This is a genomic window from Brevibacterium sp. LAARM3_SD1 (assembly GCF_057364765.1).
This window is the reverse complement of the sequence record NZ_JBNFOL010000004.1, coordinates 22,799-38,527: the sequence shown is the minus strand read 5'-3', so window position 1 is coordinate 38,527 and position 15,729 is coordinate 22,799. Positions and strand designations below refer to the sequence as shown.

The window sequence follows — 15,729 nt, the reverse complement described above, 5'->3', positions numbered from 1 at the left end:
ATGACCAGAGCGACGGACGATCCGAGAGGCGATGCGATAGGCGCCTCGGCAGGTGATTCTGCGGGCACCCTGACAGGCACCCCGACAGGGGATCCGAAGTCCGACACAGCCGGCGACCCAAGCTACTACAGCAAGGGGCCGCTGCGGCTGAGCGGTGACCAGGTGCCGGAGACGACGACGGACCAGCGTCTCCTCGAATCGAAGTCGGGCACCGACTGGGTGCACGAGGATCCGTGGCGCGTCATGCGCATCCAAGCCGAGTTCGTCGAAGGATTCGGCTCACTGGCAGAGATCGGACCCGCCGTGTCGATCTTCGGCTCCGCCCGTCTCAAAGCCGGCACGCAAGCCTATTCGGACACACGGGAGATCGCCCGCCGCATCGCAGAGAACGGCAATGCGATCATCACCGGCGGAGGCCCCGGAATCATGGAGGCCGGCAACCACGGCGCCTGCGAGGGCGGGGGAGTGTCCATCGGACTGGGCATCGAGCTGCCCTTCGAAACCGGCCTCAACGAGCACGTCGAACTCGGCGTGAACTTCCGCTACTTCTTCGTGCGCAAGACCATGTTCCTCAAGTACTCGCGGGGATTCGTCGTCATGCCCGGCGGCTTGGGCACACTGGACGAGCTCTTCGAGGCCCTCACCATGGTCCAGACCGGCAAGATCACCTCGTTTCCGATCGTGCTGTTCGGAACCGACTATTGGCGCGGACTCGTCGATTGGATGCGCGATTCGCTTCTCGCCGCGGGAACGATCAGCGAAGCAGACCTGCACATGTTCACCCTCACCGACGACATCGACGAGGTCGTCGCCGCGATCGGACCGGGAGCGAATGACTCAACCGCGTCGAATCCTGTGGACGGCCGACAGTGAGGGGCGGCACTTCACCAGCGGCGGAGACCGAACGGTTCGATCTGGCCCGCGCCCGGCCCGGCACCCCGGCGATCATGGCCGTGATCAACCGCACCACCGATTCCTTCTACGAATCCGCCGCCACCCTCGATGAGGCGATCACCGTCGTCGAGGCGGCGGCGTCCGCCGGTGCCCACATCGTCGATATCGGGGGAGTGCGCGCCGGTCGCGGCCGGGAGATCTCCGTGAGCGAGGAGATCGACCGCGTGTGCCCGACCATCGAAGCCGTCGCCGGGTCCCACCCGCACATGCTCATCAGCGTCGACACCTGGCGTCATGAGGTCGCCGAGGCCGCCTGCCGGGCCGGCGCGGGACTGCTCAATGACACTTGGGCCGGGGTCGACCCGAAACTCGCCGAGGTGGCTGCCCGACACGGTGTCGGCATCGTCTGCTCCCACACCGGGGGACTGGACCCGCGCACCGACGCTCACCGCAACCGCTATGGTCTGCAGGCCGGTGAGGTCGTCGACTCGACCCTGTCCGGCGTCATCGAGCTCGCCGAGGCGGCCCGTGCGGCGGGCGTTCCCGACGACCGGATCATCATCGATCCGACACCGGACTTCGGAAAGAACACCTATCACTCGCTGCGGCTGCTGCGCGAACTCGAACGGTTCACCGCCACCGGCTACCCGGTGCTGCTGGCGATCTCACGCAAGGACTTCGTCGGTGAGGCGATCGGCGAGGTCGCCCCGCAGGACCGCCTGTACGGCACGATCGCCGCCACCGCGCTGGCCATCGAGAAAGGCGCGGCGATGATCCGCACCCACGACGTGCGGGCGACTGCCGACGCCATCGACGTGACCGTGGCGATCACCGGCGAAGCGGCACCGAAACACACCGTGCGCGGACTGCGCTGAGCGTTGCGCGCACTTGCCTATGCGAAAATGGGGGCATGCCTCTGTGGATTGTCATCGGTGTCGCGGCCGCGATCTTCGTCCTCGTGTTCGTCGTCGCGGCGACCTTCAACGTCTTCTCGTCCGAAACCGTCGACGAGGCCGAAGAACGCTGGACCGGGCTGCCTGCGGAGTTCACGAGTGAGGACCTGGAGTCGGTGCGTTTCCGGCCCGCCCTGCGCGGCTACCGGATGGACGACGTCGACGAGGCCATGGCGGTGCTGCGCGCACGCCTGAGCGAGCTGGAATCCGCGACCACCTCCGCCGAGGCGGCAATCACAGCCGGCCCGACGACCGCTCCTGACGGACCGGAAACCGCTGCCGGATCACGATGACCCGCCCCGCAGACCTGCCCGGAATCACCCTCGCCTCCGAAGTCTTCGACTCCTCCCGCTTCAGCCGCCTCGGCGCTCTGTTCATGAGCCTGCCCGTGTGGCTGCAGGCCGTGGCCGTGTACTTCGCATCCCGGGTCGTGAGCATGTCGATCTTCGCCGCGGTCCTCAAACGTCAGGACCCGGCGAACTGGTCGTCGTCCCCGGTGAGCACGACGCTCAATGACTTCCTCAACTTCTGGGACGGCGGCTGGTACGGACGCGTCGCCGATGAGGGGTATCCGCGCATCCTGCCCGTCGACGATACGGGAGCGGTGGCGGAGAACCAGTGGGCATTCTATCCGCTGCACCCGTCGATCGTGTCCACTCTGGCCGACCTCACGGGGCTGAGCTACGAGGTCATCTCGCCGATCGTGTCCACGCTTGCCGCGGGGCTGGCCTCGATCGTCGTCCTCCACCTCTTCCGGAAGTACGTCGACGCCGGACAGGCCCTGATGGGACTGGCGCTCGTGATGTTCTTCCCGCCGGCCGCCATCTTCTCCACCGGCTATGCCGAATCCCTGACTCTCCTGCTGCAGGCGACGGCGCTCTTCCTCGTGGTCGAACGCCGCTATCTCACCGCGCTCCCTGTCGTCGTCTTCATGGATCTGTCGCGACCCATCGGCGTGGCGTTCTCGTTCTTCATGCTCTTCCACCTCATCGACCGCTTCCTCCGCCGCCGCAGCGATCCGTATCCGGCCGGTGAGGCGATCCGGTCCTGGACCCTGGGCGTGCTCTCCTGCGCGGCGGCCCTCATCCACCCGATCCACGCATGGTGGGCGACAGGTTCGCTGACGGCCTATACCGACACCGAGGCGGCCTGGCACACCGGAGAGACCACGTTCGTCGTCCAGTGGGTGGCTCGGTCGATCAGCCTCATCGGTCCGCTCGGCCCGGTGCTGCTCGCCATCGTCATCGCCGGAATGCTCGCCCTGATCTTCTCTCCGGCCGGCGCGCATATGGGACGGACCCTCCAGCTGTTCTGCCTCGGCTACGGTGTGTACCTGCTCATCTTCTTCAATCCGCAGACCTCCACCCTGCGACTGCTGCTGCCGCTTTTCCCGATGGCACTGACCCTGGCGCTGGTGCGCTCCCGAGGCTACCGGGCAGCGATGCTGATGGCCTATATCCTTCTCCAGATCGTGTGGGTCGCCTACCTGTGGCACTTCACTCCGCCCGCTGATCTGCCGCCGTGATCGTCCATTGAGTGGGAGAGTTACCGGGAACGCGCGGATCATGGAATAATCGGGAGTACATCTTTCGGTCCACCTGGTGTGAACCGTCTTTGTATGACAACGGAAGGAAGAGCCCATATGGCAGCCCAGAAACCCCGCACCGGCGACGGACCTCTGGAAGTGACCGAAGAAGGCCGAAGCATGGTGATGCGGCTTCCAGTCGAAGGCGGAGGTCGCCTGGTGATCGAACTCAGCAGAGATGAAGCCACCGGACTCCACGACACTCTCGCCCAGACACTGGGGCTCTGAGCCGACGGCCGCAGAACACGGCCGGACGGAGACGCACGAACAGCAGAGACTTACCTGTAAGTCTCTGCTGTTTTCGCTTCACCGGGTCTTCTGCAGAAGCAGCAGACCTTCGCCGATGGGCAGCAGCACCCGCTCGAGGTGTTCCTGTTCCGCGATGCGGTTGAGCATGCCGCGGGAAGCTTGGGTACGCGGGCTGCGATCGACGGGATCGGCGACGGCGCCCTTGAGCAGCGTCTTGTGGATGACCAGCAGGCCCTGGGAGTCGAGCAGCCGCAGTGACGGCTGGATCATCCTCTCCAGATTGCCCGGCTCCACGTCGATGAAGACCATGTCATAGGCCGCAGGAGCGAGTCGTTTGAGCACCTCTTCGGCACGGCCGCTCATCAGCCGCAGCCGACCAGGTCTGATCCCGGCCATGTCGACGAGGTCGCGAGCAGCGCCCTGAGTCGTGGAGTTCGTATCGATGGACGTGAGTATCCCGGCGGTGGGCATTCCGCGCAGCAGCGACAGGGTCGATGTTCCGACCCCGGTGCCGACTTCGACGGCCGCCACCGGGGTGAGCAGTCGGGCAAGCAGAGTCAGCGTCTTCGCCGTGGTCTGGGACACCGGCGCGATTCCGAACTCATGAGAGTGGGTGCGAGCGGCATCGAGCAGCGGATCGGGACCGTTGTACTGTTCCGAGAAGGTGAGATCACCTGCATTTTCGCGTGCCAACCGGCCCCTCCCATCTGGTGCTGAGTTCTCCCAAGTCTAACCGCATTCGGGATCGATTCCGTGGGTGCGCCACAGCTGATCGAGTTCATCGACATCGAGGAATGCCGTGCGTTCGACGCGCTGGTGAGAATGGGGAGTGCCTTCGTCATCCCAGTGGATGCGGGCTCGAGCGAAGATCTCGGCCGGCAGAGCCCCGGCCGCATTGACGACCCGCCACCACGTGACGTTCGACCCGAATTCCCGCATCACCCGCCCGACGTAACGGGGTGAGCAGTCGGCGACGGCGCCGACCGTTCCGTAGGCGACGACGCGCGCGGCGGGAACGAGTTCGACGATGCGCAGCACCCGTTCGACGGCTATCTCGTCCACTGCACCTCCCGGCATGATCGAGTTGTCGAACCTGTGCTGACCATGAGTCGATGCTACCGCCGTCCACGGTAGACTTGAGACCATGTTCGGTATCAACGGCACCGAGATGGTGATTCTGATCGTTGTGGCGTTGGTCGTCATCGGACCCAAACGCCTGCCCGAATACGCTCAGAAGCTGCGCGACTTCGTGCGCCAGATGCGTCGCATGGCCGAAGGCGCGAAAGACAGCGTCCGACGCGATTTCGGCGACGACTTCAAGGACGTGGACTGGCAGAAGCTCGACCCGCGTCAGTACGATCCGCGCCGGATCGTGCGCGAGGCACTCGTCGAAGAGGACGCGGCCATCCGCGAATCCAAGCGTCAGGAACGGACCGCCGGCGAATCGTCATCGGCAGAGTCCTCAGGTGCTGCAGCGTCGACTCAGACCGACACCGAGGCGGCCCCCGCCCGGGAATTGTCACCCATCGAACGGTTCCAGACCCAGGTCGACCTGCGCGACCGTTCCGCCGCGGCACCGTTCGATCCTGAAGCCACCTGAGTTCTTCTCCGACAGCGCCGGATCGTCCCAGAGCCTGAACGGCCCACTGCGGCGTCGGCGCTCTCCGTGTTCACCGCAGCAACGGCCTCAGCGACTCAGTTCTTCATCACCGCGGGATGCTCGGGATTCGAGCACAGCTCATCCGCATACCCGCGGCAGAACTACGATCCGCCCTTCTTCAACTCGATGCCGGAGAAAACAGAGCAGACGAGGATGCTGCGAGGAGAGAGGGGAGACACCGACTCAGACCGGGCTCAGGCCCAGAGATCTGCCGGACAGTCCGCGACTGCGTCGCCGCAGCGACTCCGCGAGGGAGTCGAAGGCCTGCGCCGCGGGCGACTCGGGGCTGCCGAGCACGACCGGATTGCCGGCATCCGATCCTTCCCGCAGACGAGTGTCCAAGGGAATCTGAGCGAGCAGCGGAACCTCGTGTTCGAGGGTGGCGGCGAGGTTCTCTGCCACGCTGGCACCTCCGCCGGAGCCGAACACCTCCATCCGAGTGCCGTCGGGCATCTCCATCCACGACATGTTCTCGATGACTCCCGCCAGCTTCTGCTTCGTCTGTGTGGCGATGGATCCCGCGCGTTCGGCGACCTGGGCGGCCGCGGACTGAGGCGTGGTGACGACGAGGAGTTCGGAACCGGGCAGCAGCTGTGCCACGGAGATCGCAATATCACCGGTGCCGGGCGGCAGATCGAGCAGGAGCACGTCGAGGTCGCCCCAGAACACATCCGTGAGGAACTGCTGCAGGGCGCGATGGAGCATCGGACCCCGCCAGACTACGGCCTGGCTCGGCGGGACGAACATGCCGATGCTCATCACCTTCACATTGTGAGCGACCTGGGGCAGGATCATCTCATCGACGCGGGTCGGCTTTCCGGAGAGACCGAGCATTCCGGGGATGGAGAAGCCGTAGATATCGGCATCGACGATGCCGACGCGCAGGCCTTTGTCGGCCAGAGACACGGCGAGGTTAGCGGTCACCGAGGACTTGCCGACTCCGCCCTTTCCGGAAGCGACGGCGTAGACCTTCGTCAGCGACTCGGAGCGGTTGAACGGGATGTCGCGGGTACCGGTGCCCTGCAGCTTCTCCTTCATCGCCTTGCGCTGTTCGGGGTTCATCGTGCCCAGCACGACAGCCACCTCGGTGACCCCGTCGACTCGGGCCACTGCGGCTTCAGTGTCCCGGGTGATGGTGTCCTTCAGCGGGCAGCCGGCGATCGTGAGGAGAACAGTGACGGTGACCTTGCCGCCCTCGATGCCGATCGATTCGACCATATCGAGTTCGACGATGCTGCGGCGGATCTCCGGGTCGATGACGCCGGTCAGTGCCTCTCTCACAGCGTCTTCAGAGGGACCAGTCATACCCACGTCCTTTCCTTCCCGGATCAGTGCTGCCGGGCTCTCAACCCTACCGCTTCGCCCGTCGTTCCGTCATCCGCTGCGCGGGCCGCCTCGGCGCTGTTCGGTCGGCCGGGAATCGGTGTCGTCGGACCGGTCACCGTCCTGTCTCTCCTCTTCCAATTCCTTGAGCAGATCCTTGAGCTCGGACCGGATGAAGTCACGGGTGGCGACCTCACGCATGGCGATGCGCAGCGCCGCCACCTCCCGTGCCAGGTACTCGGTGTCGGCGAGATTGCGTTCGGCGCGCTGCCGATCGTGTTCGAACTCGACGCGGTCGCGGTCGGTGCTGCGGTTCTCTGCGAGCAGGATCAGCGGGGCCGCATAGGACGCCTGCAGGGACAGGATGAGGGTCAGCAGGGTGAAGTTGAGCGACCTCGGGTCGAACTGCCATGATTCGGGCAGCAGGGTGTTCCACAGCAGCCACACCGCACAGAACACCGTCATTCCGACGAGGAACGCCGGAGTGCCCATGAACCGGGCGAAGGCTTCGGCTCCCCGCCCGAAGGTCTCGGGGGACACGGCGAAGCTCGGGAGCTTGCGTTTGCTCGACCTCGGGATCTCGAAATCATCGACGGCCATATCTACCCCCTGCTGCGATCGTCACGACCGGTGGTTCGCCAGTCCTCGGGCAGAAGCTCGTCGAGGACGTCATCGACGGTGACCACACCGACGAGGCGATCATTGTCGTCGGTGATCGGCACCGACACCAGATTGTACGCGGCCAACAGCTTCGCCACTTCGCCGAGAGGAGTCTCCGGCGACAGCGGTTCGACCTCGGTGTCGAGCATGATGCCCACCGCCTCGTGCGGGGGATGGCGCAGCATCTCCTGGATGTGGACGAGGCCGAGGTACTTGCCAGTCGGGGTCTCCACCGGCTGACGGCAGACGAAGACCGCCGCGGCCAGGGCTGCAGGCAGGTCCTCCCGGCGCACATGTGCCAGGGCCTCGGCGACGGTGGCTTCCGGGGTGAGGATCACCGGTTCGGTCGTCATCAGACCGCCGGCGGTGTCGTCGTCGTAGGCGAGAAGAGTACGCACATCCTCGGCCTCATCGGGCTCCATGAGAGTCAGGAACCGTTCGGCCTGATCATCACTGAGCTCGCCGAGGAGGTCGGCCGCGTCATCAGGTTCCATCTCCTCGAGCACGGTCACGGCTCGTTCGGTCTCGAGCCCCGTGAGGATCTCGATCTGGGTTTCGGCCGGCAGCTCCTCGACGACGTCGGCGAGGCGTTCGTCATCAAGTGCCCGGGCCACCTGGAGGCGACGGGACGAATTCATCTCGAAGAGCACATCGGCGAGGTCGGCAGGCTTCGTGTCCTGGTAGGCGGCGATGAGCTGGGTGGCTTCCTGATCGACCTCGGAGTCCACCGGATGGTCGGCATCCGTCCAATCGATCTGCTTGGTCTCACCGCGCCGGCGGAACGCGGCGAAGGCGCTGCGTTCGGGCACACGTCGCACGAATAGGCGGGTGACCTCCCAGTCCTTGTTCACCTGCTGTTCGATGCCGACGTCTTCGACGAGCACCGGTGAGTTGTCCTCTCGCAGACGCAGCCGCCGGTCGAGCAGGTCATTCATCACCAGGGTCTCCGACTCGCGCTGTTCGAACCGGCGCATATTCACCAGACCGGTGGTGATGACCTGCCCGGAATCGATCGCGGTGACCCGTCCCATCGGCACGAATACGCGGCGGCGGCCCGGCACCTCGACGACGAGGCCGATGACTCGGGGGAACTGCCGCATCGTCGCACGGTAGACGATGACGGCGTCGCGGACACGGCCGACCTGATCTCCGAGAGGGTCGAACACAGGGGCGGAGACGAGCCGGGCGACGAAGACTCTTTTCGGTGGACCACTCATGGTCTCAGACTACGTGGTGCGTGGAGATTGCAGTGGTTGCCGCAACGAATTGAATCCAGATCACAGTCGCCGGCGGTGAACCGACCGGGCGTCGGGTTCCATCCGCCCTCTTCTTCTATTCATCAAGCCGTCCTGCCTGCTTCATCTCGTGGTCGCCCCGTCTCCCTAGGGTCATTTCTCGGCAGAACCCGCCACAGTCGAATACAGGAGAAATCTATGCAGACACGACGAATCCGCTCGCGCACCGCTGCCGCAGGCTTGGGAGCCTGCGCCGCGCTCTCACTCTTGGCTCCGCTTCTCTCACCGACCTCGGCAATGGCCGCGGACGCGCCGGCCGAACTCTACGAAGGCCACGTCCAGGTCGACCGCGGCAAGGCGGACGATCCGAAGAAGTTCACCGGACAGGTCTTCGACGACGTCAACGAGAACTCGAAGCTCGATGGTGATGAGAAGGGCGTCTCCGGCGTCGCGGTGAGCAACGGAGTCGACGTCGTCCAGACCGACGGAGACGGCCGCTACGAGCTGCCCGTGCGAGAGAACATGACCGTTTCGATCACTCAGCCCTCCGGATGGCAGGTGCCCGTCGATGAGGACAAGGTCGCTCAGTTCAGCTACAACCACCTGCCCGAAGGCTCCGGCGATCTGGAGTTCGGAGGCATCGAACCCACAGGTGAGACGCCGAAGGCCGTGAACTTCCCGATGATCGAATCGCAGGCCTCGGCGAAGGACGACCAGAACTGCCCGATCGCGTCTGACACCCAGGCCTATGACATGACGGAGATGGGCTACGCCCGTGACGGAGCCGTCGGCGACCTTGCCGACCGCAGCGATTACGGAGCCTGTGGAGTGCTCCTGCTCGGCGACAACGTCGGTGACGACCTCAGCCTCAATGACGAACTGCGCGATATCTACTCGCAGATGAACGGCCCTGTCCGCGTGGCACCGGGCAACCACGATCAGGACTACGACGCCGTCGATGACTCACATGCCCTCGACACATTCCGTGATCAGTTCGGACCTTCGTACTTCTCCTACGACGTCGGCAAGACCCACTTCGTCGTCCTCGACAGCATCGAATACGAAGGCAAGGCGAACCGGAAGAAGTACAAGGAGAAGATCAGTCAGGAGCAGCTGACCTGGCTGGAGAACGATCTGAAGAACGTGCCGAAGAACGCGCAGGTCGTCATCGCCACCCACGCGCCCATCCTCACGCACAAAGAGGTCGTCGTCGACAATGCGAAGGACTTCTACGACGTCATCGCCGACTATCCGAATGCTGTGACCGTCGGCGGGCACACCCACACGCAGGAGAACCTCGTTGCAGGGGAGACGCGGAAGGAATGGGCGGAAGCCGGGATCGAGAAGCTGCCGAACACGCAGATCGTCGCCGGTGCCGTCTCCGGTGACTGGTACTCCGGAGGCCTCAACGCCGATGGACTGCCGTACTCATTCACTCAGGACGCTTCCGAGCCGGGCGTGCTCACTCTCGAATACGACGGTGCTTCGCGCAGCGAACGTTACACCGTGCGCAACGAATCAGATGACCATCAGCTGCTGCTCGGCGTGAACTCGCCGCAGTGGCGTGACTGGGCGCAGAAGGCACAGGAGTGGCAGGACGCGGACAAGGAGGGCACTGCTCCGAAGGAGATCTCCGAACGCGTCGTCACCCGCGAGGACCTCAAGCAGGGCGAGACCTGGCTGACCTCGAGCTTCCTCGCCGGCACCTCGGACGCACGAGTCGAGGTCAGCTTCGACGGCAAAGCGCCGAAGCAGTCCGAGCACACTCAGCCGGGCAAGGGCGAAGCCCTGGCGAAGGGCTGGGAGTACACCGATCCGTACACGGCGTCACAGAACCTGCGCACCTCCGGCAATGTGGGCCAGTCGAGCTCGCACCTGTGGCGGACCGAGATCCCCTCGGATCTCGATCTGGGCACCCACACCGCCGAGGTGACCGGAACCGACCGCTACGGTCGTGACTTCACCGAGTCGGTCCGGTTCACTGTGGTCGAGGATGAGGCCGCGGCGAAGACCGAATCGCAGAAGCTGCTGCGTCAGGACGGCTTCGATGCTCAGCAGAAGAAGGAAGTCCGAGACCCGAAGGGTCTCGACTCCGAAGAGGCTCAGTCGGTCCGCAACGACTGACAGTCCAGCAGGAGCAGCATCTCAGCGCGGCCCTCGGATGGCACCGCTTGAGTGCTGGACTTGCTGAGAGAAGCGGGGCCCGCCGAACGGCGGGCCCCGTCTCTGCGTTCAGAGTGAAGTGAACGCAGAGGTGAAGTCCGGTGCGATCTCGCTCAGTGTCGGCGGCTGCCCCGATGCCCCGGCGACGGGTGTCGCCGAAGCATGGGCGTCGAGGATCGCCAGGCTGAGAGCATCGGCCGCCGCTGCGGTGATCATCACGAGCTCGCGAGTGGCGGCGTCGCGGTCTGTCGGCAGCTCATCGGCTCCGGTGGCGATGCCGAAGACCGTGTCACCGTCGAAGAGAGTGTGCGAGGGCTGCACTGCTCGTGAGATGCCGGCATGCGCTCCCGCGGCCATCCGTGTGGTCTGAGCCGGGTCGAGTCGTGCGTCAGTGGCGACGATCGCGATCGTCGTGTTCTTCGCCGCCGTCCCGGAATCCGCCGGCGGTGCGGCGGGAAGACCCTGCACCGTCGGCAGATCGAGACCGATCGAGCGCAGCAGCGGGTCCAACCACAGGCCGCCCGACGGGGTGCCGATCGTCCCCAGCGAATTCGCCGCGACAAGTGCCGCGACGGTGGTCCCACTGGGCAGTCGGACGGCGAAGGATCCGAGTCCTCCACGCAGAGTCTGAAAGCCCGACCGGGCGCCGAGGCCCACTCCGACGCTGCCACGGACCTCATCGATCCGACCGGACAGCGCCGCGTGTGTCGCTTGGGCGCCTTCGTTCGGTCTCGGCGGGGCCACGGAGCCGTCCCCGCGACCGAGGTCGTAGATCGCGGCGGCGGGGACGAGCGGAATGACCGCGCCGGCGAGTCCGGGAGCGGGGAATCCGAGTCCCGCCTCGGCGAGGGTGTCGACGACGCCGGACACGGCACCCAGGCCGAACGCGGACCCGCCGGTGAGGACGATGGCATCGGCGCCGTAGGAGTGCGTGCCCGGCGCGATGACGTCGGTCTCACGCGTGGCGGGACCGCCTCCGCGGACATCGACGCCGATGGTCGAACCGGACGGGGGCAGCACGGTGGTGATCCCCGTCATTCGGGCAGCGGTGAACTCACCGGCATGGCCGAGGCGGATACCGGGGATCTCGAGGATTCCGCGCCCGCGGAACGGGCCGGGCTGCGCGATAGGGCCGGAACCGCGTGCGGCATCCGAGGCCATCAGCAGTCCTGGGACCGCCCCTGCACCCAGGCCTCGATCTCGGCGCGGGTGCGGGGGAAGTCAGCGGAGAGGTTCTCGACTCCGTCGGCGGTGACGAGAACGTCGTCCTCGATGCGCACGCCGTTGCCGCGGAACTCCTCGGGCAGCAGCAGGTCATCGGACTTGAAGTACAGTCCCGGTTCGATGGTGAAGACCATTCCCGGTTCGATGGTCGCGTCCAGGTACATCTCCGCTCTCGCCTGAGCACAGTCATGGACGTCGAGGCCCAGGTGATGGCTGGTGCCGTGGACCATCCATCGGCGGTGCTGCTGTCCTTCCGGAGACAAAGACTCAGCAGCGGAGACCGGCAGCACACCGAACTCTTCGAGACGTTTCGCGATGACCTCCATGGCCGCCTCGTGGACCTCACGGAACTTCACCGGACGGTTGGGGTGGTCGGCGGCCACGGCGAACGCGGCATCGGAGGCTTCGAGCACAGCGTCGTAGATCTTCGCCTGCACCTCGGTGAAGGTGCCCGAAACGGGCAGGGTGCGAGTGATGTCCGCAGTGTAGAGCGAATCGGCTTCAGCTCCGGCATCGACGAGGATGAGATCGCCGTCGCGGACCTGACCGTCATTGCGGATCCAGTGCAGGGTGCAGGCATTGTTGCCCGAGGCGGCGATCGTGTCATAGCCGACTCCGTTGCCGTCGGAGCGAGCGGCGGTCTCGAACGCGGTCTCGACGACTCGCTCACCACGACGGTGGCCGAGCGCCTTCGGCAGCGATTCCACGACATTGTCGAAACCGGCACGGGTGATGGCGACGGCTTTGCGCAGCTGCTCGACCTCGTGGTCATCCTTGATCAGGCGCAGCTCGGAGAGCATCTGAGCCAGTTCGGCATCCCCGGCCTCGGACGTCTCGAGATCGGCCTGGACCTGGGTGCGAGCGAGGTCGATGACTCCGTCGATGCGGGAATCGGCCTGGCGGACGAGGCGGACCGAGATGGCCCCGAGATCCTTGGTGATGGCGTCATCGACGGTCGCGGAGCTCTCCGTGGCGATGCCGGTCATGGTGGACATCGCTTCGAGGTCCGCGCGCGACGACCCAATACTCGCCGTAGCGGGAATCGGAGAAGAACTCCTCGGTATAGGCACCGGCGCGGGGGCGGAAGTACAGCGTCACGTCGTGGCTGTCACCCTCGGGTTCGAAGACGAGGACGGCGTCGGGTTCGGAATCGGCTTCCAGACCGGTGAGGTGGATGAACGCGGAATGCGCGCGGAAGCGGTAGTCGGTGTCGTTCGAGCGGACCTTGAGTCCGCCGGCGGGAACGACGAGCCGTTCACCGGGGAATGCTGCCGAAACGGCGTCCCGTCGGGCCGGGGTGAAACCAGCGGCGGCGAGAGCTTCGGCGTTGAGCGGAGTGCGATCCCATCCGGAGGCGACGAAGTCGCGGAAGGCGGTGGAATTCGGGCGATGCGAGCGGTTGTTGACGCGGTCTGCGAGGTCCTGAGTCGAGTCTGGGGTATCTGAGTTCTGCTCTGTCATGCCGCCAGTCTAGACGGGCGGAGTGACATGGTGCGTACAGGTGGAAGTCGGAACGACAGATGCAGATACACTGTGACCATGGTCATCGATCTCCATGTGCACACCGCATTCTCGGACGGGACCCAGACCCCTTCCGAACTCATCTCAGAAGCCTCGATGGAGGGCATCGACGTCGTCGGTCTCACCGACCACGACACCACCGCAGGTTGGACCCTTGCCGAAGATGCCGCCCGCGTCTACGGGCTCGGACTGGTGAGGGGAATGGAGATCTCCTGTCGCTACGAGGGAATCAGCGTGCACCTGCTCTCCTACCTCCACGACCCATACGACACGGGGCTGGCCGAGGTCGTGCAGGAGACGCGGCGGGCACGCCTCGACCGAACGCACCTCATCATCGAGCGACTCGCCGAAGACTATCCGATCGACATAGATGCTGTGCTCTCGGTCTCCGGCGAGGACGCCACGATCGGACGTCCGCATATCGCCGATGCGCTGGTGGCAGCCGGCGTCGTCGAGAGCCGCACAGAAGCGTTCTCATCGATTCTGTCCAGCCAGGGCAAATACCACGTGTCCCTGCCGACGATCGACCCGATCACGGCGATCGGGCTGATCCGGGAGGCCGGGGGAGTCTCGGTCTTCGCTCATCCGCGTGCGGCCATGCGCGGTCGCGTCGTTCCTGATTCGGCGATGACCGAATTCATCTCCGCCGGACTCGACGGACTCGAAGTCGACCACCGCGACAACCCTCCGCAGGAGCGTGAGGCGATGCGGCGTCTGGCACATGAGCACGGTCTCATCGTCACCGGTTCCAGCGACTACCACGGGACAGGCAAACCCAACCGCCTCGGCGAGCATGTCACCTCAGACCATATGCTCGCGAAGCTGCTCGAGCGTGCGGCCTCACGGCCGGGCGGAGTCGACTACATCCAGGGCTGATTCCGGCAACAGCCGCTGGCCGCGCCAACCTGCACCCCGGGACCGACCCCGACGTCATCTCAGGGCTGAGGTCAGCCGAGGATTCTGCGCAGATGCAGCTTTCCCCAAGCGAAGCTCAGCCCATAGGACAGGGCGGCCATGAGGACGAGCAGACCCAGATACTGGATGACGAGCAGGACCGGCGCAGCATCGACGTCGAAGAGGCGTTCGAAGAAGAGCTCGAGGAAGAACACGTGGACGAGGAACGCACCGAATGATGCCGTCGCCATCGTCGTGAAGACCTTCTTCGTCCGCTCGCCGAGGCGGATGCGCGAGACGAGGAGGATGACGCTGATAGCGAGTCCGATGATGAGCGGGTTCGCATTCTCGATCGGATAGGACCGTCGCGACTCCCACCACAGCACGCCGAGCGCCGAGACTGCGAAGAGCAGGCACAGCGTCCAGATCGGCGGACGCAGCTCATATGCGTGGTGGATGACGAAGGCCCCGACGGTGAAGTAGACGACCTGATACGTCGCGAAGCCCCATTTCCATGCATCCTGATCCGAGCCGATGAGTTCGAGCGCGAATGGAGCCCAGACGGTCGATCCCGCGAGAACGACGGCGAGGGTCGCGAGCTTCCACGGGCGCTGTCCCTTCCAGAACAGGACGAGCGTGCCGAAGACGAGGATGAGCGGAACGTACGCGTAGAGATACCACAGGTGGAAGGCCGGTCGTCCGGCTTCGAGGAAGCTGCGGGCGAGGTCGTGGCGGACGTTGACCTCATCGGTGTCGAAGAGGTTGAAGCCGAGCACGAAGATGACCGACCAGGCGGCCAAGGGCACGACATGGCGGACGATGCGGTCCCACATCTTCGCTTCGGTGCGTGGGGGTGCGCCGGCGAGCACGGCCCAACCGGCGATCATGAAGAACATCGGCACGGCCCAGGGATTGACCGCCTCGGCGAGGTGGCCGAGCCACCAGGCATCGCTGCCCTTGTCGGCGCGCCCGATGAGGACGCCGCCCGAATGGCCGATCATGACGGTGAGTCCGGCGAGCACTCGCATGACGTCGACGTCATGGCGATGCGTCTTCGGGGTCCTCGGCTGCGCAGTCGGGGTCTGGGACTGTGCGGTCGGGGCCTCAGGCTGTGTGGTCGGGGAAGGTGTCGTCGTCGGCTCCGCGGTGGAGAGGTCGACCCGGGCAGGAGCTGCGGGGGACTCGTCGTCCAACCGGCGTGAACCGAACAATGACTCACTCTCGTTCGTACTCGATGACATGACGTCCGATCATCATCGGTCACAGAATTGAACGGGATCGGGGGTCGAATTGAACACAGGATGAACGTAGGGCCCCGACCGGGTGGTCGGGGCCCTACGTAAAGTCTGCGCGGCGAATCGCTCTCGC

The 15,729-nt window shown here is 65.2% G+C and carries 15 protein-coding genes and 1 pseudogene; 8 read left to right on the top strand and 8 right to left on the bottom strand.

Going from position 1 to position 15,729, the window contains the following annotated elements; genetic code table 11:
- The 5 genes from AC2W7L_RS03070 (at nt 1) to AC2W7L_RS03050 (ending at nt 3,660) form a co-directional block, all read left to right on the top strand.
- Entirely contained in the window at nt 1-873 is an 873-nt protein-coding gene (locus AC2W7L_RS03070; RefSeq protein WP_486003218.1) for an LOG family protein, read from the top strand.
- Nucleotides 870-1,769: a dihydropteroate synthase gene (folP, locus tag AC2W7L_RS03065; RefSeq protein WP_486003217.1), complete on the top strand. Its 900-nt coding sequence runs from the start codon at nt 870-872 to the stop codon at nt 1,767-1,769. Before AC2W7L_RS03070 ends, folP begins: the two co-directional genes overlap by 4 nt.
- A gap of 35 nt (nt 1,770-1,804) precedes the next feature.
- The gene (locus tag AC2W7L_RS03060) at nt 1,805-2,140 is read left to right on the top strand and encodes a DivIVA domain-containing protein (RefSeq protein WP_486003216.1); all 336 of its coding nucleotides are present in this window, start codon (nt 1,805-1,807) and stop codon (nt 2,138-2,140) included.
- On the top strand, nt 2,137-3,372 hold the full coding sequence (locus tag AC2W7L_RS03055; protein ID WP_486003215.1) for a hypothetical protein: 1,236 nt from the start codon (nt 2,137-2,139) through the stop codon (nt 3,370-3,372). Before AC2W7L_RS03060 ends, AC2W7L_RS03055 begins: the two co-directional genes overlap by 4 nt.
- A 117-nt stretch (nt 3,373-3,489) precedes the next feature.
- The gene (locus AC2W7L_RS03050; protein WP_064485784.1) at nt 3,490-3,660 is read left to right on the top strand and encodes a DUF3117 domain-containing protein; all 171 of its coding nucleotides are present in this window, start codon (nt 3,490-3,492) and stop codon (nt 3,658-3,660) included.
- A gap of 78 nt (nt 3,661-3,738) precedes the next feature.
- Here AC2W7L_RS03050 and AC2W7L_RS03045 read toward each other — a convergent pair whose 3' ends face one another.
- Together AC2W7L_RS03045 and AC2W7L_RS03040 are read right to left on the bottom strand one after the other, a co-directional pair.
- Nucleotides 3,739-4,374 carry an O-methyltransferase gene (locus AC2W7L_RS03045; protein WP_486003214.1) on the bottom strand — a complete coding sequence of 212 codons (636 nt, stop codon included), beginning with the start codon at nt 4,372-4,374 and terminating at the stop codon, nt 3,739-3,741.
- A gap of 36 nt (nt 4,375-4,410) precedes the next feature.
- Nucleotides 4,411-4,743: an MGMT family protein gene (locus AC2W7L_RS03040; protein ID WP_486003213.1), complete on the bottom strand. Its 333-nt coding sequence runs from the start codon at nt 4,741-4,743 to the stop codon at nt 4,411-4,413.
- A gap of 82 nt (nt 4,744-4,825) precedes the next feature.
- Here AC2W7L_RS03040 and AC2W7L_RS03035 point away from each other — a divergent pair, with 82 nt between their 5' ends.
- The gene (locus AC2W7L_RS03035; RefSeq protein WP_486003212.1) at nt 4,826-5,281 is read left to right on the top strand and encodes a twin-arginine translocase TatA/TatE family subunit; all 456 of its coding nucleotides are present in this window, start codon (nt 4,826-4,828) and stop codon (nt 5,279-5,281) included.
- A 243-nt stretch (nt 5,282-5,524) separates the two neighbouring features.
- Here AC2W7L_RS03035 and AC2W7L_RS03030 read toward each other — a convergent pair whose 3' ends face one another.
- From AC2W7L_RS03030 to AC2W7L_RS03020, 3 genes are all read right to left on the bottom strand, one after another.
- On the bottom strand, nt 5,525-6,646 hold the full coding sequence (locus tag AC2W7L_RS03030) for an Mrp/NBP35 family ATP-binding protein (RefSeq protein ID WP_486003211.1): 1,122 nt from the start codon (nt 6,644-6,646) through the stop codon (nt 5,525-5,527).
- A 69-nt stretch (nt 6,647-6,715) separates the two neighbouring features.
- Nucleotides 6,716-7,264: a DUF1003 domain-containing protein gene (locus AC2W7L_RS03025; RefSeq protein WP_486003210.1), complete on the bottom strand. Its 549-nt coding sequence runs from the start codon at nt 7,262-7,264 to the stop codon at nt 6,716-6,718.
- A gap of 2 nt (nt 7,265-7,266) precedes the next feature.
- Entirely contained in the window at nt 7,267-8,541 is a 1,275-nt protein-coding gene (locus AC2W7L_RS03020; protein ID WP_167195642.1) for a magnesium transporter MgtE N-terminal domain-containing protein, read from the bottom strand.
- A gap of 216 nt (nt 8,542-8,757) precedes the next feature.
- Between AC2W7L_RS03020 and AC2W7L_RS03015 the strand changes: the two genes are divergently transcribed.
- On the top strand, nt 8,758-10,683 hold the full coding sequence (locus AC2W7L_RS03015; protein ID WP_486003209.1) for a calcineurin-like phosphoesterase C-terminal domain-containing protein: 1,926 nt from the start codon (nt 8,758-8,760) through the stop codon (nt 10,681-10,683).
- Nucleotides 10,684-10,791: 108 nt separating this feature from the next.
- On the opposite strand, the gene AC2W7L_RS03010 is transcribed toward AC2W7L_RS03015, so the two are convergent.
- Entirely contained in the window at nt 10,792-11,883 is a 1,092-nt protein-coding gene (locus AC2W7L_RS03010; RefSeq protein WP_486003208.1) for a P1 family peptidase, read from the bottom strand.
- Nucleotides 11,883-13,407: pseudogene (locus AC2W7L_RS03005) on the bottom strand (aminopeptidase P family protein). Before AC2W7L_RS03005 ends, AC2W7L_RS03010 begins: the two are co-directional and overlap by 1 nt.
- A gap of 78 nt (nt 13,408-13,485) precedes the next feature.
- Here AC2W7L_RS03005 and AC2W7L_RS03000 point away from each other — a divergent pair.
- Complete coding sequence (locus AC2W7L_RS03000; protein WP_062242121.1) at nt 13,486-14,343, top strand: PHP domain-containing protein; 858 nt, start codon at nt 13,486-13,488, stop codon at nt 14,341-14,343.
- 71 nt (nt 14,344-14,414) lie between these two features.
- Here AC2W7L_RS03000 and AC2W7L_RS02995 read toward each other — a convergent pair whose 3' ends face one another.
- The gene (locus AC2W7L_RS02995) at nt 14,415-15,572 is read right to left on the bottom strand and encodes an acyltransferase (RefSeq protein WP_486003207.1); all 1,158 of its coding nucleotides are present in this window, start codon (nt 15,570-15,572) and stop codon (nt 14,415-14,417) included.
- Nucleotides 15,573-15,729 lie beyond the last annotated feature (157 nt).